The following is a 23,708-nucleotide window of genomic DNA, read 5'->3' as shown; positions in this document are numbered from 1 at the left end:
CGTTCATCGACCGGCTGTCCGGGATGACCTGAGACTTCAGTCCGCCATGTCTTGAGACATGTGTCCGGTATGTCCTGATCCAGGACACCGCCACCCCGACCGTGCCCCGACGTCTCTAGACTCGGGGGTCGACCCGGCGTACCGAGATCGAGCGGGCGCCTGCAATCCACTGTCTCACCGAGGAGCACTGCCGCTGTGAAGAGCACCATCGAGGAACTGGGCCCCACGCGGGTCCGGATGGCGATCGAGGTGCCGTGGGGGGACCTGGACCACGCCTTCGGTGAGGTCTACAAGGAGCTGGGCAAGCAGGTCCGCGTTCCCGGGTTCCGTCCCGGCAAGGTGCCCAACCGCGTGCTCGACCAGCGCCTCGGCCGCCCCGTCGTCCTGGAGCAGGTCGTCCAGCACGCCGTCCCGGAGATCTACTCCGAGGTCATCCGCGAGAACCAGGTCCGCGTCCTGGGCCAGCCCGACATCGAGGTGACCCGCCTCGACGACAACGACACCCTCGCCTTCACCGCCGAGGTCGACGTCGCTCCGCAGCTCGAGCTGCCGGAGCTGGACTCCCTGGCCGTGACCGTCGACGACGTCGAGGTCACCGACGAGGAGATCGACCAGCAGATCTCGGTCATGCGCGAGCGGTTCTCCATGCTCACCGGCGTCGAGCGCGCCGCGCAGGACGGCGACTTCGTCTCCATCGACCTCGAGGCCACGCTCGACGGCGAGGTCCTCGAGGACGGCTCGACCACCGGCATGTCCTACGAGGTCGGCTCCGGCAGCCTCATGGAGGGCCTCGACGACGCCGTCCGCGGGCTCTCCGCCGACGAGTCGAAGACCTTCCAGACCGCCCTGCTCTCGGGCCCCGACGCCGGCAAGGTGGCCGACGTCACCGTCACCGTCCGCTCGGTGAAGGAGAAGGAGCTGCCGGAGCTGGACGACGACTTCGCCCAGACCGCGAGCGAGTTCGACACCCTCGAGGAGCTGCGCGAGGACGCCCGCACCCGGCTGGCCCGCACCAAGGTGATCCAGCAGGGCGCCCAGGCGCGCGACAAGCTGGTCGAGCACCTCATCGAGACCATCGAGGTGCCGATCCCCGAGACGCTGGTCGAGCGCGAGGTGCAGTGGCGCAACCAGGCCTTCGAGCGGGAGCTCGCCCAGGCCGGCATGGACTGGGACGCCTTCCTGCAGATGTCGGGCGTCGACAGCCGCGAGGAGTACGAGGCCGACCAGCGCACGAACGTCGAGCAGGCGGTCAAGACCCAGTTCATCCTGGACGCCATCGCGGACGCCCGTGAGGTCACCGTCGGCAACGACGACCTCTCGGCGCAGATCATGGCGCAGGCCCAGCGCAACCGGATGAGCCCGGAGCAGTTCGCCCAGCAGCTGCAGCAGAGCGGCAACATCGCGGAGTTCGTCGCCGACGTCCGCCGCACCAAGACGCTCGCCCAGCTGCTCGAGCAGACGACGATCACCGACGCCTCCGGTCGCACCGTCGACCTCGACGCCCTGCGGCCCAAGACGGTGCAGGCGGCCGCCGAGGAGACCCCCGCCGAGGAGTCCGAGGAGGCCGTGGCCGAGCGCGACGACATCGCCGTCCAGTCCGTCGCCACCGAGGCCGCCGAAGGGGCGACCGAGGACACCGAGGACGTCAACAAGGCCTGAGAGAAGCCCACGTCCTCCCCGCGACTCGCGAGCTCGCCGCGGGGCCCTGGGCGGGGCTTGAACAGCATCGGCGACGCCGTCCTGCCCACCCGGGCGGGGCGGCGTCGTCGCCGTTCCGGGGCGCTCGCTGCGCCGACGGCGAACACCGGCCGGACGGGGAGTGTCCCGTCGCAGGTCCGCGTTAGGGTCGACAGGACTCAGGCGATCACCGGGGGGTAGCCCCTCCCGGAGGGCCGTTCCGGGCCCCGCACCACACGAGACCGACTGCCACGACACGCGTCCTACGGAGGTCACCGCACCCGTGAGCACCACCGACCCGAACCTGGCCAGTGCGCCGCTGCTGCGCGCCAACGGCGGGGGGATGAACCTCGGCGACTCGGTCTACGAGCGCCTGCTGCGTGAGCGGATCATCTTCCTGGGCACCCAGGTCGACGACGTCATCGCCAACCAGCTCGTCGCCCAGATGCTGCTGCTCTCGGCCGAGGACCCGAAGCAGGACATCCACCTCTACATCAACTCGCCCGGTGGCTCGGTCACCGCCGGCATGGCCATCTACGACACGATGCAGTTCATCGACTGCGACGTCGCCACCTACGGCATGGGCCTGGCCGCCTCGATGGGCCAGTTCCTGCTGACCGCCGGCACCAAGGGCAAGCGCTACGCCCTGCCGCACGCGCGGATCCTCATGCACCAGCCCTCGGCCGGCGTCGGCGGCACGGCTTCCGACATCGCCATCCAGGCCGACCTCTTCCGGCGGACCAAGCAGGAGCTGTCGGAGTTGCAGGCCCAGCTCACCGGGCAGACCGTCGAGCGGATCCTCGAGGACTCCGACCGCGACCGCTGGTTCACCGCGCAGGAGGCCCTGGAGTACGGCTTCGTCGACCACGTCGTCAGCCGCGCGACCATGACCGACAGCGCCAACCCGGTCTCCGACAACTGAGCTCCCGAGGACAGACACAGATGAGCTTCCAGATGCCCTCCAGCCGGTACATCCTGCCCTCCTTCGTGGAGCGCACGAGCTACGGCATGAAGGAGTCGAACCCGTACAACAAGCTCTTCGAGGAACGCATCATCTTCCTCGGGGTCCAGGTCGACGACGCGTCGGCGAACGATGTGATGGCCCAGCTGATCACGCTGGAGTCCGCCGACCCCGACCGCGACATCACGATCTACATCAACTCGCCCGGTGGCTCGTTCACCTCGCTGATGGCCATCTACGACACGATGATGTTCGTCCGGCCCGACATCCAGACCGTCTGCATGGGCCAGGCCGCCTCGGCCGCCGCCGTCCTGCTCGCGGCCGGCACGCCGGGCAAGCGCCTGGCGCTGCCGTACTCCCGCGTGCTGATCCACCAGCCCTCCGGCGAGTCCGGCGGTCAGGTCTCCGACCTGGAGATCCACGCCGCCGAGATCGAGCGGGTGCGGGTGCAGATGGAGGAGATCCTGGCCCGGCACACCGGCCGCAGCCAGGAGCAGGTCCGCAAGGACATCGACCGCGACAAGATCCTCACGGCCGCCGAGGCCAAGGACTACGGGATCGTCGACCAGGTGATCCAGAGCCGCAAGCTCAACGCCCTGCCGACTCCGTGATCCGGTACGGGCCGGGGACGCGCGGTACGCGTGTTCGGCCCGTACCGTCGGGGGTCCGAGGGCACGACGGGACAGAAGTGGAACGGCCTCCGGCGATCCGGGTGCGTCATTGCCCGACCGCATCGGAGGCGGCGGGTACGTTCGGCGAACGCCCGATCCCCGGCCTGCATCGCCGGGAGGAGAGCTTCGCGGGGCAGCCTGTCAGCGAAGCCGAGCAGGGGCGCAAGACAACCAAGCAGGGTCCAACCCGCGGGTACCTGGCACCAGGACCGGCGACTGTCGAGGTGGAGGTCAGCAGGTGGCACGAATCGGTGAGAGCGGTGACCTGCTCAAGTGCTCGTTCTGCGGGAAGAGCCAGAAGCAGGTCAAGAAGCTCATCGCTGGCCCCGGGGTCTACATCTGCGACGAGTGCATCGACCTCTGCAACGAGATCATCGAGGAAGAGCTCTCCGAGTCCTCGGACCTCAAGTTCGACGAGCTGCCCAAGCCCAAGGAGATCCACGACTTCCTCGACCAGTACGTCATCGGCCAGGACAAGGCCAAGAAGACGCTCTCGGTCGCGGTCTACAACCACTACAAGCGGATCCAGGCCGGCGGTGACCGCGCCTCCCGCGAAGACGCCGTCGAGCTGGCGAAGTCCAACATCCTGCTGATCGGCCCCACCGGCTGCGGGAAGACCCACCTCGCGCAGACCCTGGCGCGGATGCTCAACGTGCCGTTCGCCATCGCCGACGCCACCGCACTCACCGAGGCCGGCTACGTCGGTGAGGACGTCGAGAACATCCTGCTGAAGCTGATCCAGGCCGCCGACTACGACGTCAAGCGCGCCGAGACCGGCATCATCTACATCGACGAGGTCGACAAGATCGCCCGCAAGAGCGAGAACCCGTCGATCACCCGCGACGTCTCCGGCGAGGGCGTGCAGCAGGCGCTGCTGAAGATCCTCGAGGGGACGACGGCGTCGGTGCCGCCGCAGGGTGGCCGCAAGCACCCGCACCAGGAGTTCATCCAGATCGACACGACGAACGTGCTGTTCATCGTGGGCGGGGCGTTCGCCGGCCTGGAGCAGGTCATCGAGGCCCGCGCGGGCAAGCAGGGCATCGGCTTCGCCGGCGAGATCCGCGGCAAGCAGGAGATCGAGGACGCCAACGCCTTCGCCGAGGTCATGCCCGAGGACCTGCTGAAGTTCGGCATGATCCCCGAGTTCATCGGCCGGCTCCCGGTCATCACCAGCGTCCGCAAGCTGGACCGCCAGGCGCTGATCAACATCCTGACCCAGCCGAAGAACGCCCTGGTGCGCCAGTACCGGAAGCTGTTCGAGCTCGACGGCGTGGAGCTGGAGTTCACCGAGGACGCGCTCGAGGCCGTCGCCGACCAGGCGATCCTCCGCGGCACCGGTGCCCGCGGGCTCCGGGCGATCATGGAGGAGGTGCTCCAGTCGGTCATGTACGACATCCCCAGCCGCGAGGACGTCGCCTCCGTGGTGATCACCAAGGAGGTCGTGCTGGAGCACGTCAACCCGACGATCGTGCCGCGCAAGCCCACCCGCGCCCCCCGCGAGAAGTCGGCCTGACCCGACGCGCAGCTGGCCACGGCGAGCCCGTCCCCGACCTCGGGGGCGGGCTCGCCGCGTTCTCGGCGGACGCTCCCACGGTGCAGGCGGAGCGATGACCCTGCACGCGACATCCTCGCTCATCGGATGTCCGCCCGGGGGACATTGCCCAGGCGACGGCGGTAGATCCCTGCGATCTGGGCGCGGCAGCCTGCCGGGTCCGAGGTCGCCCGTCGGTAGCTGAAGCGCAGCGTCTGCCAGCCGAGGACGGCGAGGGCGGCGTCCCGGCGAAGATCCCGTTCTCGTGCCTCCTCCGAGCCGTGGAAGGCAGCGCCGTCCAGTTCGACCGCCAGCAGCACGTCGGGCCACGCCGCATCGAGGAGGACGGGCCCGTCGGGTAGGAACACCCGGTGCTGACGCCGGCACTCCGGCAGCCCGGGGATGGTCAGGATCTGCTGGAGGCCGAAGATCTCCAGCTCGCTGCGGCTCCCGCCGGCTATCAGTCGCAGCAGTTCGTCCAGCGCGGCCCGCCCAGGCAGGTTGGGACGGCGGTCCAGCTCGGCCGCTACCTGGTCCGGCTGCACGCTCCGCCGCTGCACCGCGCGCAGCACCGCCGCTCGGGCCAGGCCGGGAGAGGCCCGCATAGCTGTCGCGCGGTGCGCGTCGCCCCACGTGTCCACCAGCGCCCGGCTCACAGGCGTCGCCACCAGCCCCCGCGCGGTGGCCAGCCCGAACGGCATCCGGCTCCGGTGCACGCTGAGAGACCGTGACGACCGCACCCGCGATCCCGGCGGCACCGTGACGTCCAGCCGGGTGTACTCCTCCCCGAGGCCGTGGGCGGCCAGCGCGCTCCAGTGGCTGAGCGGCCCGCCGCAGTAGGACGCGGCCGCGTAAGCACGCACCGTCCAGTCGTCGGCGAGCTCAGGGACGGTGACCCAACCGGGGTGCAGCAGGACGAGGCGGCCGGCGGCCAGCCAGCGCCCGACGGTGCGTGGTGCCACGAACTGCGACAGGGTCGCCGTCGACGACGCACGGGCGGGTCCGAGCAGCTCCAGGACGTCGTGCACGGCCACAGAGTGAGGGGCGGCAGGCCTCCGTCCCGCCAGAACGCTTCAGGCTGTGGACAACCCATCGCGGCGTTCTCCCCGCGGCGGACATTCCGGTGGGCCGGATGTCGCGCTGAGGGACAACCTCTGAGCGAGTGCCGAGCGCGGTCGCGCGGGTCGTGACGACAGCGACGTGCAGAGATCGGCCGAGCCGGCGCTAGCGTCCACGGGGTGACGCGGTACGTGGCCCTGCTGCGGGCGGTCAACCTGGGCGCCACCCGCCGGGTCTCCATGCCGCGGCTGCGCGAGGTGCTGGACGACCGCGGGTACGGCGCCGTGCGCACCCACCTCGCGAGCGGCAACGTCCTGCTCGACAGCCCGCTGCCGGAGGCCGACCTCGCCGCCGACCTCACCGCGGCCATCGCCGAGCACTTCGCCCTCGACGTGCCCGTCGTCGTCCGGACGGCGGACGAGCTGGCCGACGTGCTGGCCGCCGACCCGCTCGGCCACGTCGCCACGAATCCCGCCCGCTACTCGGTCACCTTCTACGCCGAGCCGCTGGACTTCGATCGCGTCGCGGCGCTCCCGCCGGCCGAGGGGTGGGAGTACGCGCCGAGGGGCCGGGAGGTGTACGTCTGGCTGCCCGACGGCGTGCGGAGCGACCGCAGGACCGAGCGGACCTGGGCGCAGCTGCTCGGCGCCACGGGCACGAACCGCAACTGGAACACGGTGCGCAAGCTGGTCGAGCTCACCCGCTGAACGCCCCGGCGGCTCGTCACGGCGGCGCGTGGCACATTCGGACGCGTGCGCGCCCTGACCTCCCTGCCGCAGCAGGCGCGGGAGGCCTTCCGGGCCCGCGTCTCCGGTGACCCGACCGGCGCGCCGGACTGGGTCCGCGACATCGCCCTCGTCGGCACCGGCCCCGGCTGGTTCGAGCCCGACGGCGTCGTCTGGCGCGTGCACGGCGACCTCTCCACGCTGGTCGGCGGCGTCGCGGCGCTGCTGGGCCAGGGCGCGCACCCGCTCGCGCTGGCCGGCGTCCAGGGGCACTCGGCCTACCGCGAGGACCCGTGGAAGCGGCTGGCCGGGACCGCCCGCTGGCTGGTGGTCAGCACGTTCGGCTCGGTCGAGCTGGCCGAGCGCGAGGCGGCGCGGGTCCGGGGCATGCACGAGCGGGTCCGCGGCCGGGTCGGAGGCACCGCCTACTCGGCGTCCGACCCCGCGTTGCTGCGCTGGGTGCACCTGGCCTTCACCGACGCCTTCCTCGCCGCCCAGCAGGCGGTCGGCAGCGACCTGACCCGGCGCTTCGGCCGCGGCTGGCCCGACACCTACGTGGGGGAGTGGGCCCGCGCCGCGGCGGAGCTGGGCGCCACCGACCTGCCGCTCACGAGGGCCGAGCTGGCCGAGGCCCTCGCCGCGCACGGCCCCGAGCTGCGGCCCGTCCCCGGGCACCTGCGCGCGTTCCTCGCCGCCCCGCCCGGCCTGAGCGCCCCGGAACGGGTCGTCTACCGCGGGCTGTCGGGTGCGGCGGCGTACGTGGTGTCCCCGTCGATCGCCGGGTGCGCCGGGGTCCCCGGGCGGGGCCGTGGCGGCGCGGCGCAGCTCGCCGTCACCCGCGCCCAGCTGCGGGCGCTGCGCCTGGCGCTCGGCCCGTTCAGCCCGTCGGAGGAGGCGGCGCGCTGGCGGCTCGGCATGGGCCCCGCCCCGGCGTGGGCCGACGCCGGCTGACGGCCGACGACGCGGGCCGTCAGCCCGAGGTCAGCTCTCGAGGACCTCGGCCAGGACGACGTCGACCGTCAGCTCGCCCTCACCCGGCCGCACGACGAGCGTGCGGATCCGGCCGGCGTCCACGAGGTCCGACTGCCCGGCCTCGACCAGGGGCAGCTGGTCGGGCGCCGCCGTGACGGTCGCCGTCTCCACCTCCGCACGCATCGACTGCTTGGCGTCGGACTTCGCCTTGCGCACCCCGGCCAGCGCCGCCGCCGTCACCGCGACGACCGCCGGGTCGCCGTCGGCCGGCAGCTCCGCGGCGGCCGGCCACGGGGCGCGGTGCACCGAGCCGGTCTGCCACCAGGACCAGACCTCCTCGGTAACGAACGGCAGCACCGGCGCGAACAGCCGCAGCTGCACGTCCAGCGCGATCGCCAGCGCCGCCTGGGCGGAGGTGGCGGCATCACCGGAGCCGTACGCGCGGGACTTCACCAGCTCCACGTAGTCGTCGCAGAACGACCAGAAGAACGCCTCGGCGACCTCGAGCGCCCGCGTGTAGTTGTAGGACTCCAGTGCGGCCGTGGCCTCCTCGACGACGGCGGCCAGCCCGGTCAGCAGCGCCCGGTCGATCGGCTGGGTCACCTGCTCGGCGGTCAGTGAGGCCGAGGCCCCCAGCCCGAGCACGAACTTGCCGACGTTGAGGATCTTCATGGCCAGCCGCCGGCCGACCTTCATCTGCGCCTCGTCGAACGGCGAGTCCGCACCCGGACGCGCACCGGCGGCCCGCCAGCGGACGGCGTCGGTGCCGTACCGCTCGAGCACGTCGATCGGCGTCGTCGCGTTGCCCTTGGACTTCGACATCTTCTTGCGGTCGGGGTCGACGACGAAGCCGGAGATGGTGGCGTGCGTCCAGGGCACGGTGCCGTGCTCGAAGTGCGCGCGGACGACCGTCGAGAACAGCCAGGTGCGGATGATGTCGTGCGCCTGCGGCCGCTGGTCCATCGGGAAGACCGCGGCGAACAGCTCGGGGTCGGTGTCCCAGCCGGAGGCGACCTGCGGCGACAGCGACGACGTCGCCCAGGTGTCCATGACGTCGGGGTCGGCCATGAACCCGCCCGGCTTGCCGCGCTGCGACTCGTCGAAGCCCGGCGGGACGTCGGAGGACGGGTCGACCGGCAGCGACTCCGCGGCGGCCAGGATCGGGCTCTCGAAGTCGGGCTCGCCGGCCTCGTCGAGGCGGTACCAGACCGGGAAGGGGACCCCGAAGAACCGCTGGCGGCTGATCAGCCAGTCGCCGTTGAGGCCCTCGACCCAGTTGTCGTAGCGGTGCCGCATGTGCTCGGGCACCCACTGGATCTCCCGCCCGCGGGCGACCAGGGCGTCGCGCAGGTCGGCGTCGCGGCCGCCGTTGCGGATGTACCACTGGCGGGTCGTGACGATCTCGAGCGGGCGCTCGCCCTTCTCGAAGAACTTGACCGGGTGGGTGATCGGCTTGGGCTCGCCGTCGAGGTCGCCGGACTCGCGCAGCATCTCGACGATCCGCTGCTGGGCGCTGAACACCGTCTTGCCGGCCAGCTCGGCGTACGGCTCCGCGGGGACGTCGGCCGGCGGGTCGGCCAGGATCCGGCCGTCCCAGCCCACGATCGCGCGCGTGGGCAGCTGCAGCTCGCGCCACCAGGTGACGTCGTTGAGGTCGCCGAAGGTGCAGATCATCGCGATGCCCGAGCCCTTGTCCGGCTCGGCCAGGCGGTGCGCCACCACGGGCACCTCGACGTCGAACAGCGGCGTCCGCACCGTCGTCCCGAACAGCGGCTGGTAGCGCTCGTCGTCGGGGTGGGCGACCAGGGCGACGCAGGCCGGGATCAGCTCGGGCCGGGTGGTCTCGATGAAGACGGGGCCGGCGGGGGAGTGGAACGCGATCCGGTGGTAGGCGCCGGGGCGCTCGCGGTCCTCCAGCTCGGCCTGCGCGACGGCGGTGCGGAAGGTGACGTCCCAGAGGGTCGGCGCCTCCTGCGCGTAGGCCTCACCGCGGGCGAGGTTGCGCAGGAACATCCGCTGGGCCGTGGCGCGGGAGGACTCGGAGATCGTCCGGTAGACGTTCGACCAGTCGACCGACAGGCCGACGCGGCGCCAGAGCTTCTCGAACTCGGCCTCGTCGTCCTCGGTCAGCTGCATGCACAGCTCGACGAAGTTGCGCCGCGAGATCGGCACCTGGTCCTTGCCGGGCTTCGCGGGCGGCTCGAACGACGGGTCGTAGGGCAGCCCCGGGTCGCAGCGCACGCCGTAGTAGTTCTGCACCCGCCGCTCGGTGGGCAGGCCGTTGTCGTCCCAGCCCATCGGGTAGTAGACGTGCTTGCCGCGCATCCGCTGGTAGCGGGCGACGATGTCGGTGTGGGTGTAGCTGAAGACGTGGCCCACGTGCAGCGAGCCGCTGGCGGTCGGCGGGGGCGTGTCGATCGACCAGATCCGCTCGCGCGGCGCGGCGAGCGCGGCCTCGCGGTCGAAGCCGTAGGTGTCCTCGGCCGCCCAGCGGGCGATCCACTTGTCCTCGAGGCCGTCGACGGTCGGCTTGTCGGGTACGCCGACGGTCGCAGCCGGGGCAGTCGTGTCCGGGGTCGCGATGTCGGGAACCATGCGCACATCCTAGGAAGGGCGGGCAACGAGGCTCCGCCCCGCCGGGGAACGCTGCGCCGGTGTCGTCCGTGGACATGACGTGGACACGCTTCGCCTCCTGCTGAACCTCGTCTGGCTGCTCCTCCAGGGCTGGATCCTCGCGCTCGCCTACCTCCTGGCCGGGGTCATCGCCTGCCTGCTGGTCGTCACCATCCCGTTCGGCATCGCCGCGTTCCGGCTGGCCGGCTTCGTCGTCTGGCCGTTCGGGCGCACGACGGTGCGCGCGCCGGGCGCGGGGGTGGCGTCGGCTGTGGGCAACCTGCTGTGGTTCCTCGTCGCCGGCTGGTGGCTCGCGGTCCTGCACGTCGTCGCGGGCATCGGGTTCTGCCTCACGGTCATCGGCATCCCCTTCGGGATCGCCTCGTTCAAGCTCGCCGCCGTCGGGCTCTTCCCGCTGGGCAAGCGCGTGGTGGAGACGGCGCCGCCGAGGGACTGGATGCACGCGGGCGGCGGCGTGGTCGGCGGCGCACCCCGGCGGCGCGCCGCGGCGTACTGAGCGGCTGGCATCCTTGACCGGGTGAGTAGCAGCACCGGTGACATGGCCCGGGTCGAGAAGGAGCTGCTGGCCCGCTGGCCGGAGAGCCGGCTGGAGCCCTCCCTCACCCGCATCTCGGCGCTGGTCGACCTGCTCGGGTCCCCGCACCGCGCGATGCCTGTCGTCCAGGTGGCGGGCACCAACGGCAAGACGACGACGGCCCGGATGATCGACGAGCTGCTGCGCGGCTTCGGCCTGCGGGTGGGCCGGTTCACCAGCCCGCACCTGGAGTCGATCCGGGAGCGCATCGTGCTCGACGGCGAGCCGGTGAGCGCCGAGCGCTTCGTCGAGACCTACCAGGACATCGCGCCCTACGTGCAGATGGTCGACGCCGCCGGCGAGACGCCGATGAGCTTCTTCGAGGTCATGGTCGGCATGGCGTACGCGCTCTTCGCCGACGCGCCGGTCGACGTCGCCGTCATCGAGGTCGGCATGGGCGGCACCTGGGACGCGACCAGCGTGGCCGACGCCCGCGTCGCCGTCGTCACGCCGGTCGACCTGGACCACGCCGAGTACCTCGGCCCCGACGTCGCGACGATCGCGGGGGAGAAGGCCGGGATCATCAAGGCCGACGCGATCGCCGTCCTCGCCCACCAGCAGCCCGGGGCGCTGGACGCCCTCGTCCGCCGCGCCGTCGAGGTGGAGGCGGTGGTCGCCCGCGAGGGCACCGAGTTCGGCGTGCTGGAGCGCCGCGTCGCCGTCGGCGGCCAGCAGGTGCGGCTGCAGGGGCTGGGCGGGGAGTACGAGGAGGTCTTCCTCCCGCTGTTCGGCGCCCACCAGGCGCAGAACGCGGTGACGGCGCTGGCCGCGGTCGAGGCGTTCCTCGGCGCGGGCGCGGCGACCGGGCCGATCGAGCAGGAGACCGTCCGCGCCGCCTTCGCCGCCGTCCGGTCGCCGGGCCGGCTGGAGCGGGTGCGCACCAGCCCCACCGTGCTGGTCGACGCGGCGCACAACCCGGCCGGCATGCGCGCGACGGCCGAGGCGATCCGGGAGTCCTTCGACTTCACCCGGCTCGTCGGCGTCGTCGGCTGCGTGCAGGGCAAGGACGTCGCCGGGATGCTCGCCGCGCTGGAGGAGATCTGCGCCGAGCTCGTCGTCACCCAGAACGGCTCGCCGCGGGCGATGCCGGCCGACGAGCTCGGGGCGCTCGCCGTCGACGTCTTCGGCGCCGACCGGGTGAGCGTCTCCCCGCGGCTGACCGAGGCGCTCACCGAGGCGATGGAGCTCGCCGAGGCCGGGCCGGACGACGCCCTGGGTGGCTCCGGCGTCCTGGTGACCGGCAGCGTGATCACCGCCGGAGAGGCGCGGACCCTGATGGCGCGGGGCTCGCGGTGACCGCCCCCGACCCGGTCCGCGCGGCCAAGGCGCTGCGCGGCGCCGCCGCCGCGGTGCTGGTGCTCGAGGGCATCGCCGTGCTCTTCGTGCCGCGCGGCATCGCCCAGACCGACGAGGGCCTCGGCGGCGGCCTGCTCGCGGCCCTGCTCGTCCTGGCCGTCGTCCTCATCCTGGCCAGCGGGATCCAGCGCCGTCCCCGCGGGCTGGCGATCGGGACGGCGCTGCAGGTGCCCCTGCTGGCGACCGGGTTGATCAACGGCGTCATGTGGTTCGTGGCGGGGGCGTTCCTGCTGATCTGGGCCTACCTGCTGCAGGTGCGCAAGGAGCTGATCGGCACCGCCTTCGGCGACGTCCAGACGCCCGACCGCACCGACGGCGGCGGCGACGCTCCGGCCACCCCGTAGGCTGCCGCCCCGTGACCGAACGCACTCTCGTCCTCGTCAAGCCCGACGGCGTCTCCCGCGGCCTGGTCGGCGAGGTGATCACGCGGCTCGAGCGCAAGGGCCTGCGCCTGGTCGCCGCCGAGCTGCGCACGCTGGACCGCGAGACCGCCGAGACCCACTACGCCGAGCACCGGGAGCGGCCGTTCTTCGCCGACCTGGTGGAGTTCATCACCGGCGGTCCGCTCATGGCGCTGGTCGTCGAGGGGCCGCGAGCCATCGAGGCGTTCCGCGCCCTGGCCGGCGCGACCGATCCGGTGAAGGCCGGCCCCGGCACCATCCGCGGCGACTTCGCCCTCGAGGTGCAGAACAACATCGTGCACGGCTCCGACTCGCCCGAGTCGGCCGCGCGCGAGGTGAAGCTGTTCTTCCCCGACCTGGGCTGAATCCCCGCTGGGATCAGGGAACCTGATCATCGAGCGTCCTCCCTCACTGTGCACCGCGAGGGAGGACGCTTCACGATCAGGGAAGCTGATCGCGGCGTACCCGGCGGCGGTCAGGCGTCGGCGTCGGCCGGCTCCTCGGGCGCGGTCCAGGCCAGGTGCCAGTAGGACAGCAGCCCGGCGGCGAGCCACAGCAGGAACCCGAAGCACAGCGCCAGCGGGACGTGCCCGCTCAGCGCGACGATCGCGACCGCACCCGTGAAGGCGACCAGGTGCAGCCCCGTCGCCGGCCACGCCATCGCGGTGAAGGACCGGTCGCGCAGCGACTGCTGGTGCTCGTCGAGCGACCGGGCGCTGCGGTCGAACACTCCCCGGATGCCCAGGTTGAGCAGGGAGTGCAGTGGGATGAACGCGAGCATCCCCACCGTCCAGACGACGAAGAACCACGTCGACCAGCCCTCGGTCGACGTGGCGCAGACGAGCGTCGCGGTGACGAGCGCGGCGAACAGCGCTGCCTCGGCGAGCACCGCGCGGCGCCGGGTGGGGCGGCTGCGCGCCCAGTCGTAGCGGCTGTCGTCGAAGGTCCGGGCGAGGTAGGTCTGCTGCGGGTGCGTGCTCATGGCGTCCTCCTGAGGAGCTCCTCGCTGAGCGAGGGCAGCGGGTCGAGGGAGAAGACCGCCTCGACGGGCAGGTCGAAGAAGCGGGCGATGCGCAGGGCCAGGGCCAGCGACGGGCTGTACTCGCCGCGCTCGACGTAGCCGATCGTCTGCGGGTGGACGCCGACGGCGTCCGCGAGCTCCTTCCGGCTGACGCCGCGGTCGGCGCGGAGCACCGCGATGCGGTCGTGCACCTTGTCCGCCTCGGACTTCGGCTGTCGTCCCATACGACGAAATGTAGCAATAATGCTACGGCGGCTCGAGCCTCGACCCGTCCTTCCTCGTCGCAGCGCGTCCTCCCTCGGCGTCTGCGGTGCGGGAGGACGCTCGACGATCAGGTGACCTGATCGTCGACGGGGGTGGGCGGCGGGCGGCGGCGGCTACCCTGGACGGGTCATGACTGGTGAGACCCTCTACCCCCGCCTCGAGCCGCTGCTGGCCCAGATCCAGAAGCCGATCCAGTACGTCGGCGGCGAGCTCAACGCCCAGACCAAGCCGTGGGAGTCCGCGGCCGTGCACTGGGCGCTCATGTACCCCGACGCATACGAGGTGGGGCTGCCGAACCAGGGCCTGATGATCCTGTACGAGGTGCTCAACGAGCGCCCCGACGCCCTGGCCGAGCGCACCTACGCCGTCTGGCCCGACCTCGCCGCCCTCATGCGCGAGCACGGCGTCCCGCAGTTCACCGTCGACGGCCACCGCTCGGTGCGCGACTTCGACCTCCTGGGCGTCAGCTTCGCCACCGAGCTCGGCTACACCAACCTGCTCGAGGCGCTCGACCTCGCCGGGGTCCCGCTGCACGCGGTGGACCGCGACGAGACCCACCCCGTCGTCGTCGCCGGCGGGCACGCCGCCTTCAACCCCGAGCCCGTCGCCGACTTCGTCGACTGCGCGGTCCTGGGCGACGGCGAGCAGGCCGTCGGCGACATCACCGACGTCGTCAAGGCGTGGAAGGCCCAGGGCCGCCCCGGTGGCCGCGAGGAGCTGCTGGCCCGCCTCTCGCGGGTCGACGGCGTCTACGTGCCGCGCTTCTACGCCTTTTCCTACGGTCCGGACGGCGCCATCGCCGCCGTCGCCCGCACCCGCGACGACGTGCCCGTCAAGGTCGGCAAGCGCACCGTCATGGACCTCGACGAGTGGCCCTACCCCAAGCAGCCGCTGGTGCCCCTGGCCGAGAGCGTGCACGAGCGGATGAGCGTGGAGATCTTCCGCGGCTGCACCCGTGGCTGCCGGTTCTGCCAGGCCGGGATGATCACCCGCCCCGTGCGCGAGCGGACGATCACCGGCATCGGCTCGATGGTCGAGCAGGGCCTGAACGCCACCGGCTACGAGGAGGTCGGGCTGCTGTCGCTGTCCAGCGCCGACCACTCCGAGATCGGCCAGGTGGCCAAGCAGCTCGCCGACCGCTACGAGGGCACCAACACCGGCCTGAGCCTGCCGAGCACCCGCGTGGACGCCTTCAACGTCACGCTGGCCAACGAGCTCTCGCGCAACGGGCGGCGCTCGGGCCTGACGTTCGCACCCGAGGGTGGCAGCGAGCGCATCCGGCGGGTGATCAACAAGACGGTGTCCAAGGAGGACCTCGTCCGCACGGTCACCACCGCCTACGCCAACGGCTGGACGCAGGTGAAGCTCTACTTCATGTGCGGCCTGCCCACGGAGACCGACGAGGACGTGCTCGAGATCGCCGAGCTCGCGGTCGAGGTGATCCGTGCCGGCCGCGAGGCCAGCGGGCGCAAGGACATCCGCTGCACCGTGTCGATCGGCGGCTTCGTGCCCAAGCCGCACACCCCCTTCCAGTGGGCCGCCCAGGCGAGTGCGGAGACCATCGACTCCCGGCTCAAGCTCCTCCGGCAGGCGATCAACAGCGACCGCCGCATCGGGCGCTCCATCGGCCTGCGCTACCACGACGGCAAGCCCGGGATGATCGAGGGGCTGCTGTCCCGCGGTGACCGCCGGGTGGGCCGCGTCATCGAGCGGGTGTGGCGCGAGGGCGGGAAGTTCGACGGCTGGAGCGAGCACTTCTCCTACGAGCGGTGGACGCAGGCCGCGGCCGAGGAGCTGGCCGCCTTCGGCGTCGACCTCGACTGGTACACGACCCGCGAGCGCACCGAGCACGAGATCCTGCCCTGGGACCACCTGGACTCCGGGCTGGACAAGGAGTGGCTCTGGGAGGACTGGCAGGAGGCCCTCTCCGAGGAGGAGGTCGCCGACTGCCGGTGGACCCCCTGCTACGACTGCGGCGTCTGCCCGACGATGGGCACCGAGATCCAGATCGGGCCCACCGGCCGCACCCTGCTCCCGCTCACCGTCGTCTGATGGCCCGCCAGCCCGAGGGGCCCCCGCCGCCGCCCACCGTGCAGAAGCTGCGCATCCGCTACGCCAAGCGGGGCCGGCTCCGGTTCGCCTCGCACCGCGACCTCGCCCGCGCGCTGGAGCGGGCGCTGCGCCGGGCGCGGGTCCCGATGGCGTTCTCCGCCGGGTTCAGCCCGCACCCCAAGATCTCCTACCTCGGCGCCGCGCCCACGGGCTCGGCCAGCGAGGCCGAGTACGTGGAGATCGGGCTCGCCGAGCGCCGCGACCCCGAGGCGGTGCGGGCCGCGCTGGACGCCGCGCTGCCGGAGGACATCGCCGTCCTGGAGTGCGTCGAGGCGGTCCAGGGGACCGGCTCGCTGGCCGACCGGATCGACACCTCCGTGTGGCGGGTCGAGCTGCCCGGCGTGCGCCTGGAGGAGCTCGCCCCGGCGGTCGAGAAGTTCCTGGCGGCCGACGTCGTCACCGTCGCCAAGCGGACCAAGAACGGCCTCAAGGACGTCGACGCGCGCCCCGCCGTCGCCAGCGCGTCGGCGGCGGAGGAGGCAGGTTGTGCCATACTGCACATGGTCGTCCGGCAGGTGACGCCCGCTGTACGACCCGATGACGTGTTGGCCGCCCTGGCTGCCGTCGCCGACCTGCGCCCGCCGTTGCCCCCCCGGGCCGTGCGTGAGGCGCAGGGCCGGCTCGACGACACCGGGACCGTGGCCGATCCGCTCGGTCCTGACCGTGCGGCGCGCACCCGCTGCCAGGGGGAGCACGCGACGGTCTGACCGGCGGACGCCCGGAGACCGCGCGCTGTCGAGCGGCACGGCTGCCAGACGTGACGCGCCAGTCCCGGGTCAGCCTGGCCGGGACGCCCAGACCACCGCAGGACCCGCACCACCGCCCCCGGCGTCACCGGAGACGGGCACCACCGCACACCGGCTCCCTGCCGCGGCAACCGTCGCGCGGGAGCCGCCCACAGACTTCGCAGGGCGAGCCCGTCCGCCGTACCCCGCGCGGCGGCCCGCCCCGCCCAACCCCGTGCTCCTGCGCGGCCGCCAGTCCTTCCGGATCGGCGCCCGGGAGCAGCACAGGAGGCGAGAGCCCTCGTGGCTGACACCGACCACCCGACCACCGAGACCGACGACACCACGGCCGCCGCCGTCCCGCCGGGCACACTGGAGCCCGCCGAGGCGGAGGCCACCGGGATGCCGGCCACCTCCGAGGAGGGGGCCCCGGAGACCGGCGCCACCGACGAGGACGACGAGGCGACGGCGGAGATCGCGGACGCGGCCGAGCCCGACCCAGAGCCCGAGCCCGCCGGCCCCCGCTTCGGCGCGCAGTTCAGCTCCCCGGAGCCCACCGCGGTCGTCGCCCGCCCGCGCCGCCGGGCCACCCGCCCGGCCGGTGCGGCCGCCCCCGACCCGGAGCCGGTTGAGCCGGTGCGTCCGGTCACCGCCGCGGCGATCCCGGCCTTCGTCAGCTTCATGGCACCGCCCGACGACGCACCGCCCGACGACGCACCCCCGGCGCCGCGCCGGCGCAGCCGCCGCCCCGTCGAGTCACCGGACGCCGACGCGGCCGACGACACCGCGGCCGAGCGGTCCGGCGAGGAGGACGCCGCCGAGGAGGCGCCCCGCTCCCGCCGCAGCCGCTCCCGCCGCCGCCCCGCCGAGGAGCAGTCCGAGCCGGCCGAGGTCGACACCGACGACGAGCAGACCGAGGACGCCGAGGACCGCGACGAGTCCGGCGAGGACCGCGACGAGGGCGGCTCCTCGAGCCGTCGCCGCCGCCGTGGCCGTCGCGGCCGGGGCCGCGGTCGCAGCGGCGAGGACTCCTCGGACTCCGATGACGACACCCCCGACGAGCGCCCGCGGGTCGAGGACACCGAGGACGAGGACACCTCCGGCGAGACGGCCGACACCGACGAGGACGAGGACACCGAGGACGAGGGGTCGACCGGCTCGGGCACCCGCCGCCGCCGCCGTCGTCGCCGCCGCAGCGGGAGCACCGGCGGGGACGAGTCATCCGACGACACCGACGACGACGACCGCCCGGAGCGGGCCGGCCGCAACGGCCGCCTGACGAGCGACGACGACGTCCGCGGCATCGCCGGCTCCACGCGGCTGGAGGCCAAGCGCCAGCGCCGGCGGGACGGCCGCGACACCGGGCGCCGGCGCACGCCGATCCTCACCGAGAGCGAGTTCCTCGCCCGCCGGGAGGCCGTCGACCGCAAGATGGTCATCCGCCAGCGGGGCGAGCGGACGCAGATCGCCGTCCTCGAGGACGACGTCCTCGTCGAGCACTACGTCACCCAGGCCTCGGCGACCTCCTTCGCGGGCAACGTCTACCTGGGCCGGGTGCAGAACGTGCTGCCCAGCATGGAGGCGGCGTTCGTCGACATCGGCAAGGGTCGCAACGCCGTCGTCTACGCCGGTGAGGTCAACTGGGACGCCGCCGGCCTCTCGGGCAAGCAGCGCTCGATCGAGCAGGCGTTCAAGTCCGGGGACAAGATCCTCGTGCAGGTCACCAAGGACCCGATCGGCCACAAGGGCGCCCGGCTGACCCAGCAGATCAACCTGCCCGGCCGCTTCCTCGTCTACGTGCCCGGCGGCTCGATGACCGGCATCAGCCGCAAGCTGCCCGACACCGAGCGGCAGCGGCTCAAGGACATCCTCAAGAAGATCGTGCCCGAGGACGCCGGCGTCATCATCCGGACCGCCGCGGAAGGCGCCTCGGAGGAGGAGCTCACCCGCGACGTCAACCGGCTCAAGGCCCAGTGGGAGGTCATCAAGCAGAAGTCGGAGTCGACGTCGAACGCGCCGACGCTGCTCTACGGCGAGCCCGACCTCGCGATCCGGGTCATCCGCGACGTCTTCAACGAGGACTTCAAGGAGCTCGTGGTCCAGGGCGACGACGCCTGGGACACCGTCGAGGCCTACGTCGCCCACGTCAGCCCCGAGCTGACCGAGCGGCTGACCCGCTACACCGGCCAGGGCGACGTCTTCCACGACCTGCGGATCGACGAGCAGCTGACCAAGGCGCTGGACCGCAAGGTGTGGCTGCCCTCGGGCGGCTCGCTGGTGATCGACCGCACCGAGGCGATGACTGTCGTCGACGTCAACACGGGGAAGTTCACCGGCTCCGGTGGGAACCTCGAGCAGACCGTCACCCGCAACAACATGGAGGCGGCCGAGGAGATCGTCCGCCAGCTCCGGCTCCGCGACATCGGCGGCATCATCGTCATCGACTTCATCGACATGGTGCTCGAGAGCAACCGCGACCTCGTGCTGCGGCGGCTCACCGAGTGCCTGGGCCGCGACCGCACCAAGCACCAGGTCGCCGAGGTGACCTCGCTGGGCCTCGTGCAGATGACCCGCAAGCGGGTGGGCCAGGGCCTGCTCGAGGTCTTCTCCGAGGCGTGCGACCACTGCCGCGGCCGCGGCATCGTCGTGCACACCGACCCGGTGGACGAGAAGCGCCGGGGCGGTGGCTCGGGCGGCAACACCTCCTCGGGCAAGGAGGCCGCCAAGGATTCGGGTGTCAAGGACTCCGGGAACGGGCGCGGCCGCGGCAAGGAGAGCAAGGAGACCTCCGCCCAGGAGGCTCCCGCCGTCGAGCCGGCCGAGGAGAACGCGCAGCCGGTCCCCGCGGAGACCCCCGCCGGCGACGGCGAGGCGCCCGAGGGTGGCCGCAGCGGCGGTCGCCGCAGCCGTGGCCGGCGCAACCGCGGGCAGTCGGGGGAGGAGCGCGCGGCCGAGGACGCCGCCGTGCTCGCCGGCACCCGCGCCGAGGACGGCGCGCCCGTAGGTGAGCCCGTGGCCGGCGGCTCGGCGGAGACGGTCGAGGACGTCGCCCCGGTGGCGCCCGAGCCGCAGCCGGTCGAGGCCCCGGTGACGACGGTCCCGCCGCTGCCCGGCACCACGCCCGCAGCGGCGGAGACAGACGCCGATGACGTGCTGCCGGCCGGTGAGGTCGCCGCCGTGGAGGCCCCCGAGCAGGACGCGATGCCGATCACCCCGGCGACGACGACCGCCGACGCCGTCCCCGGCACGGTGGCGCACGCCGCCGACGCCGGTGCCGAGGCGGCGCCGGCCGAGGAGATCCCGGTGGCACCGGCACCCGCGAACGGCGAGGCCCCTGCCGCGGCGACGCGGCCGCGGCGCCGCCGGGCGGCCAGCCGGCCGGCCGGCCCCCCGGTCTCCTAGCACCGAGGCCCCCGTCCCGGGTTCCGCACGCGGCGCCCGGGACGGGGTCACGGTCACAGGGGACCACGTTCGACCGGCCGGCACGGCTCGGGTACGCTGGTCGGGTTGCTGCGCCACCGCGCAGGCGCCTCCGGGCGCCGCCGGGACGGCGTGCGCAGCCCGTCCAAGCACCCGGCGCCCCCCGGTCGTGCGCGCCGGACACAGAGCTCGACGTGAGTAACGCGAACAGGAGTCAGTGGTGTACGCAGTGGTGAAGGCTGGCGGCAGCCAGCACAAGGTGGCCGTGGGCGACACGTTCACGATCAACCGTCTCGCCGGTGAGGCTGGCGACTCCGTCACCCTGCCGGCCATCCTCCTGGTCGACGGTGACACCGTCACCAGCGATGCGGCGGCCCTGGCGAAGGTGACCGTGACGGGTGAGATCCTCGCCCACGGCAAGGGTCCCAAGATCCACATCCACAAGTTCAAGAACAAGACCGGCTACCACAAGCGTCAGGGGCACCGTCAGCGCCTCACCGACGTCGTGGTCCGCGACATCACGAAGGGCTGACGCCGACATGGCACACAAGAAGGGCGCCTCGTCCTCCCGGAACGGCCGCGACTCGAACGCCCAGCGCCTCGGCGTGAAGCGCTTCGGCGGCCAGGTCGTGAAGGCCGGCGAGATCATCGTCCGCCAGCGCGGCACCCACTTCCACCCCGGCCTCGGTGTCGGGCGCGGCGGCGACGACACGCTGTTCGCGCTCGCACCGGGCTCGGTCACCTTCGGCACGCGGCGGGGACGCAAGACCGTCTCCATCACCGCGGTCGACTAAAGGACCCCGTCCTCCCATCCCTCGCACGCTCGGGACGAGCCTCGGGACGGGGCCGTTCCACCACATTCGTCTCGCCTACGAGCGCACGGGCCGATCGGCCCGTGCGCTCGTGGCGCTTGTCAGCTAGCTAGGAGGCGGCGGACACCCGCCCCACGACTATGGCCGCTTTCGTCGACCGCGTGACCATCCACGTCGCCGCCGGCAACGGCGGGCACGGCGTGTCCTCCGTGCACCGCGAGAAGTACAAGCCGCTCGGCGGCCCCGACGGGGGCAACGGCGGGGACGGCGGCGACGTCGTCCTCGAGGTGGACCCCAGCGTGCACACGCTGCTGGACTTCCACCACCGCCCGCACCAGAAGGCGGCCAACGGCCGCCCCGGCGCCGGCAGCAACCGGCACGGCGCGCGCGGCGAGGACCGGGTGCTCCGCGTCCCCGAGGGCACGGTCGTGAGCACGCCCGACGGCCGCCAGATCGCCGACCTGGTCGGCGCCGGCACCCGCGTCGTCCTGGCCCACGGCGGCAAGGGCGGGCTGGGCAACGCCGCGCTCGCCAACAACCGCCGCAAGGCGCCCGGCTTCGCGCTGCTGGGCGAGCCGGGCGAGACGTTCGACGCGGTGCTGGAGCTCAAGAGCATCGCCGACGTCGGCCTGGTCGGGTACCCGTCGGCCGGCAAGTCCTCGCTGGTCGCCGCGATGTCGGCCGCCCGGCCGAAGATCGCCGACTACCCGTTCACCACGCTGGTGCCCAACCTGGGCGTCGTCCGCTCCGGCGACACCGTCTACACGATGGCCGACGTGCCGGGGCTGATCCCCGGGGCCTCGGCCGGCAAGGGCCTGGGCCTGCAGTTCCTGCGGCACGTCGAGCGCTGCGCCGTCCTGGTGCACGTCATCGACATGGCCACCATGGAGCCCGGCCGCGACCCCGAGACCGACATCGACGCGCTGGAGCACGAGCTCGCGGAGTACGGCGGCGACGAGCTCGACCTCGTGGGCCGGCTCCGCATCGCCGTGCTGAACAAGATCGACGTCCCCGACGGCCGGGAGCTGGTCGACATGGTCCGCGGCGCCCTGGAGGCGCGCGGGCTGCAGGTCTTCCCGATCAGCGCCGTCACCGGCGAGGGGCTGCCCGCCTTCGGGTACGCGCTCGCCGCGGCCGTGGAGGAGCACCGGGCCGCGCTGCCCGCGCCGGCCCCGGTGCGGGTGACGCTCACCCCGCGCGCCGTCGACGACTCCGGCTTCACCGTCGAGCGCGACCCCGACGACGCGGAGGCGTTCGTCGTCCGTGGCGTGAAGCCCGAGCGCTGGGTGCGGCAGACCGACTTCACCAACGAGGAGGCCGTCGGCTACCTGGCCGACCGGCTCAACCGGCTCGGTGTCGAGGAGGAGCTGGCGAAGGCCGGTGCCCGCGAGGGCGACGCCGTCACGATCGGCGACGTCACCTTCGACTGGGCGCCGACGCTGCCCGCCGGCACGCTCACCGTCGAGGAGTCCGCGGGCCTCGGGGGGCGCGGCACCGACACCCGGCTGGAGAGCAACGAGCGGGTCGGGGCGTCCGAGCGGCTGGCGGCCAAGCGGGCCCGCCGGGTGCCCTTCGAGGTCTCCGAGGACGGCTGGACCGACGAGGACCTCGAGGAGCTGGCCGACGACCTGCCCGGTGGGGCCGGCGAGGAACTCCGGTGACCCGCGCCGCCGCCCGCCCCGCGATCGCCGGGGCGGGGCGCGTCGTGGTCAAGGTCGGCTCCTCGTCGCTGACCACCCTGCCCGGCGGTCTGGACGTCGAGCGCCTCACCGCGCTGGTCGAGGCGCTCGCCGCCGTCCGTGCGTCGGGCCGGGAGGTCGTGCTCGTCTCCTCCGGGGCGATCGCCGCGGGGCTGGCGCCGCTCGGCCTGGACGGGCGGCCCCGCGACCTGGCGACCGCGCAGGCCGCGGCGAGCGTCGGGCAGCTGCGCCTGGTGCAGACCTACGCGGACGCGTTCGCCCGGCACGGGATCACCGTGGGGCAGGTGCTGCTCACCGCCGACGACCTGACCCGCCGCAGCCACTACCGCAACGCCCGCCGGACGGTCGACCGGCTGCTCGACCTCGGGGTGCTGCCGATCGTCAACGAGAACGACACGGTGGCCACCGAGGAGATCCGCTTCGGCGACAACGACCGCCTCGCCGCCCTGGTCGCCCACGTCTCGCAGGCCGGCGCCCTGGTGCTGCTCTCCGACGTCGACGGCGTGTACGACGGCGACCCGCGCACCGGGCCGGCGCAGCTGGTTGACACGGTGCGCGACCCCGCGGACCTGGCATCGGTCACGCTCGGCTCGGCCAGCCGCAACGGCGTCGGCACCGGCGGGATGGCGACCAAGGTCGAGGCGGCGTTCATCGCCGCGCACGCCGGCGTCCCGGTGGTGGTGACCTCCACGCCGCAGGCCGCGGGCGCCCTGGACGGGGAGCGGGTGGGCACGCTGTTCGCGCCGATGGGGAAGCGGCCCAGCGCCCGTCAGTTCTGGCTGCGCTACGCCAGCCGCCCGCGCGGCCGGCTGCTGCTGGACGACGGCGCGGTCGAGGCGCTCCGGGAGCGGCACGCCTCGCTCCTGGCGGCCGGCATCACCGGGGTCGCGGGGGAGTTCCTCGCCGACGACCCGGTGGAGCTGGTCGGGCCGGACGGCGTGGTGGTGGCCCGCGGGCTCGTCGCCTACGACGCCCGCGAGCTGCCCGCGCTGCTCGGCCGCAAGACCGGGGACCTGCCGCCCGAGCACCGCCGCGAGGTGGTGCACCGCGACGAGATGGTGCTGGTCGGACGCCTGCGCTGAGCCGTCCGGCC

21 protein-coding genes are annotated in these 23,708 nt (G+C 73.1%); 17 read left to right on the top strand and 4 right to left on the bottom strand.

What is annotated here, in order from left to right; translation table 11 throughout:
- Positions 1 to 195 precede the first annotated feature (195 nt).
- The 4 genes from tig to clpX all read left to right on the top strand — a co-directional run bounded on the left by tig (position 196) and on the right by clpX (position 4,822).
- Entirely contained in the window at positions 196 to 1,659 is a 1,464-nt protein-coding gene (gene tig / locus ACI79P_RS14230) for a trigger factor (protein ID WP_456581709.1), read from the top strand.
- Between the two features lie 301 nt (positions 1,660 to 1,960).
- Positions 1,961 to 2,599: an ATP-dependent Clp protease proteolytic subunit gene (locus tag ACI79P_RS14225; protein ID WP_456581708.1), complete on the top strand. Its 639-nt coding sequence runs from the start codon at positions 1,961 to 1,963 to the stop codon at positions 2,597 to 2,599.
- Positions 2,600 to 2,619: 20 nt separating this feature from the next.
- Positions 2,620 to 3,249 (top strand): ATP-dependent Clp protease proteolytic subunit, encoded by a 630-nt coding sequence (locus ACI79P_RS14220; protein WP_456581707.1) that lies wholly within the window; start codon positions 2,620 to 2,622, stop codon positions 3,247 to 3,249.
- A 298-nt stretch (positions 3,250 to 3,547) separates the two neighbouring features.
- A complete protein-coding gene (gene clpX, locus ACI79P_RS14215) occupies positions 3,548 to 4,822 on the top strand; it encodes an ATP-dependent Clp protease ATP-binding subunit ClpX (protein WP_456581706.1) in 1,275 nt (424 codons plus the stop codon).
- A 119-nt stretch (positions 4,823 to 4,941) separates the two neighbouring features.
- On the opposite strand, the gene ACI79P_RS14210 is transcribed toward clpX, so the two are convergent.
- Positions 4,942 to 5,868 (bottom strand): DUF559 domain-containing protein, encoded by a 927-nt coding sequence (locus ACI79P_RS14210; protein ID WP_456581705.1) that lies wholly within the window; start codon positions 5,866 to 5,868, stop codon positions 4,942 to 4,944.
- Between the two features lie 210 nt (positions 5,869 to 6,078).
- On the opposite strand from ACI79P_RS14210, the gene ACI79P_RS14205 reads away from it, so the two are divergent.
- Positions 6,079 to 6,606, top strand: a complete 528-nt coding sequence (locus ACI79P_RS14205) for a DUF1697 domain-containing protein (protein WP_456581704.1) — start codon at positions 6,079 to 6,081, stop codon at positions 6,604 to 6,606.
- A gap of 45 nt (positions 6,607 to 6,651) precedes the next feature.
- Positions 6,652 to 7,575, top strand: coding sequence for an oxygenase MpaB family protein (locus ACI79P_RS14200; RefSeq protein WP_456581703.1), 924 nt, complete (start codon positions 6,652 to 6,654; stop codon positions 7,573 to 7,575).
- A gap of 30 nt (positions 7,576 to 7,605) precedes the next feature.
- Here ACI79P_RS14200 and valS read toward each other — a convergent pair whose 3' ends face one another.
- Entirely contained in the window at positions 7,606 to 10,191 is a 2,586-nt protein-coding gene (valS, locus tag ACI79P_RS14195; protein WP_456581702.1) for a valine--tRNA ligase, read from the bottom strand.
- A 79-nt stretch (positions 10,192 to 10,270) separates the two neighbouring features.
- Here valS and ACI79P_RS14190 point away from each other — a divergent pair, with 79 nt between their 5' ends.
- From ACI79P_RS14190 to ndk, 4 genes are read left to right on the top strand one after another with little or no spacing between them, the layout of a single operon-like run.
- Positions 10,271 to 10,726: a YccF domain-containing protein gene (locus ACI79P_RS14190; RefSeq protein WP_456581701.1), complete on the top strand. Its 456-nt coding sequence runs from the start codon at positions 10,271 to 10,273 to the stop codon at positions 10,724 to 10,726.
- A gap of 21 nt (positions 10,727 to 10,747) precedes the next feature.
- On the top strand, positions 10,748 to 12,100 hold the full coding sequence (locus tag ACI79P_RS14185) for a bifunctional folylpolyglutamate synthase/dihydrofolate synthase (RefSeq protein WP_456581700.1): 1,353 nt from the start codon (positions 10,748 to 10,750) through the stop codon (positions 12,098 to 12,100).
- Positions 12,097 to 12,504, top strand: a complete 408-nt coding sequence (locus ACI79P_RS14180; protein WP_456581699.1) for a DUF4233 domain-containing protein — start codon at positions 12,097 to 12,099, stop codon at positions 12,502 to 12,504. Before ACI79P_RS14185 ends, ACI79P_RS14180 begins: the two co-directional genes overlap by 4 nt.
- 11 nt (positions 12,505 to 12,515) lie before the next feature.
- Positions 12,516 to 12,926, top strand: a complete 411-nt coding sequence (ndk, locus tag ACI79P_RS14175; RefSeq protein ID WP_269190806.1) for a nucleoside-diphosphate kinase — start codon at positions 12,516 to 12,518, stop codon at positions 12,924 to 12,926.
- A gap of 110 nt (positions 12,927 to 13,036) precedes the next feature.
- Here the strand turns inward: ndk and ACI79P_RS14170 are convergent, their stop codons facing one another.
- Together ACI79P_RS14170 and ACI79P_RS14165 are read right to left on the bottom strand one after the other, a co-directional pair.
- On the bottom strand, positions 13,037 to 13,543 hold the full coding sequence (locus ACI79P_RS14170; protein ID WP_456581698.1) for a hypothetical protein: 507 nt from the start codon (positions 13,541 to 13,543) through the stop codon (positions 13,037 to 13,039).
- Entirely contained in the window at positions 13,540 to 13,806 is a 267-nt protein-coding gene (locus tag ACI79P_RS14165) for a helix-turn-helix transcriptional regulator (RefSeq protein WP_456581697.1), read from the bottom strand. Before ACI79P_RS14165 ends, ACI79P_RS14170 begins: the two co-directional genes overlap by 4 nt.
- Before the next feature lie 169 nt (positions 13,807 to 13,975).
- Here ACI79P_RS14165 and ACI79P_RS14160 point away from each other — a divergent pair, with 169 nt between their 5' ends.
- From ACI79P_RS14160 to proB, 7 genes are all read left to right on the top strand, one after another.
- On the top strand, positions 13,976 to 15,898 hold the full coding sequence (locus ACI79P_RS14160; RefSeq protein WP_456581696.1) for a TIGR03960 family B12-binding radical SAM protein: 1,923 nt from the start codon (positions 13,976 to 13,978) through the stop codon (positions 15,896 to 15,898).
- A complete protein-coding gene (locus ACI79P_RS14155) occupies positions 15,898 to 16,665 on the top strand; it encodes a TIGR03936 family radical SAM-associated protein (RefSeq protein ID WP_456581695.1) in 768 nt (255 codons plus the stop codon). The genes ACI79P_RS14160 and ACI79P_RS14155 overlap by 1 nt, the downstream gene beginning before the upstream one ends.
- Positions 16,666 to 16,986: 321 nt before the next feature.
- Positions 16,987 to 20,085, top strand: coding sequence for an Rne/Rng family ribonuclease (locus tag ACI79P_RS14150; RefSeq protein ID WP_456581694.1), 3,099 nt, complete (start codon positions 16,987 to 16,989; stop codon positions 20,083 to 20,085).
- Positions 20,086 to 20,323: 238 nt separating this feature from the next.
- On the top strand, positions 20,324 to 20,635 hold the full coding sequence (rplU, locus tag ACI79P_RS14145) for a 50S ribosomal protein L21 (protein WP_456581693.1): 312 nt from the start codon (positions 20,324 to 20,326) through the stop codon (positions 20,633 to 20,635).
- Positions 20,636 to 20,642: 7 nt separating this feature from the next.
- On the top strand, positions 20,643 to 20,897 hold the full coding sequence (gene rpmA / locus ACI79P_RS14140; RefSeq protein ID WP_456581692.1) for a 50S ribosomal protein L27: 255 nt from the start codon (positions 20,643 to 20,645) through the stop codon (positions 20,895 to 20,897).
- 158 nt (positions 20,898 to 21,055) lie between these two features.
- Entirely contained in the window at positions 21,056 to 22,576 is a 1,521-nt protein-coding gene (gene obgE / locus ACI79P_RS14135) for a GTPase ObgE (protein WP_456581691.1), read from the top strand.
- Entirely contained in the window at positions 22,573 to 23,697 is a 1,125-nt protein-coding gene (gene proB, locus ACI79P_RS14130) for a glutamate 5-kinase (RefSeq protein ID WP_456581690.1), read from the top strand. Before obgE ends, proB begins: the two co-directional genes overlap by 4 nt.
- Positions 23,698 to 23,708 lie beyond the last annotated feature (11 nt).

The organism is Blastococcus sp. SYSU DS0510, assembly GCF_054050835.1.
Note: the sequence above shows the minus strand (reverse complement) of the source record. Positions and strands in the feature narration are given on the sequence as shown.

What these genes read in the sequence shown, in the direction of transcription:
- ACI79P_RS14220 (WP_456581707.1), top strand. Translation starts at nt 2,620, where the DNA reads ATGAGCTTCCAGATGCCCTCCAGCCGGTACATCCTGCCCTCCTTCGTG.
- ACI79P_RS14165 (WP_456581697.1), bottom strand. Translation starts at nt 13,806, where the DNA reads ATGGGACGACAGCCGAAGTCCGAGGCGGACAAGGTGCACGACCGCATC.
- obgE (WP_456581691.1), top strand. Translation starts at nt 21,056, where the DNA reads ATGGCCGCTTTCGTCGACCGCGTGACCATCCACGTCGCCGCCGGCAAC.
- ACI79P_RS14160 (WP_456581696.1), top strand. Translation starts at nt 13,976, where the DNA reads ATGACTGGTGAGACCCTCTACCCCCGCCTCGAGCCGCTGCTGGCCCAG.
- rpmA (WP_456581692.1), top strand. Translation starts at nt 20,643, where the DNA reads ATGGCACACAAGAAGGGCGCCTCGTCCTCCCGGAACGGCCGCGACTCG.
- ACI79P_RS14170 (WP_456581698.1), bottom strand. Translation starts at nt 13,543, where the DNA reads ATGAGCACGCACCCGCAGCAGACCTACCTCGCCCGGACCTTCGACGAC.
- ACI79P_RS14155 (WP_456581695.1), top strand. Translation starts at nt 15,898, where the DNA reads ATGGCCCGCCAGCCCGAGGGGCCCCCGCCGCCGCCCACCGTGCAGAAG.
- valS (WP_456581702.1), bottom strand. Translation starts at nt 10,191, where the DNA reads ATGGTTCCCGACATCGCGACCCCGGACACGACTGCCCCGGCTGCGACC.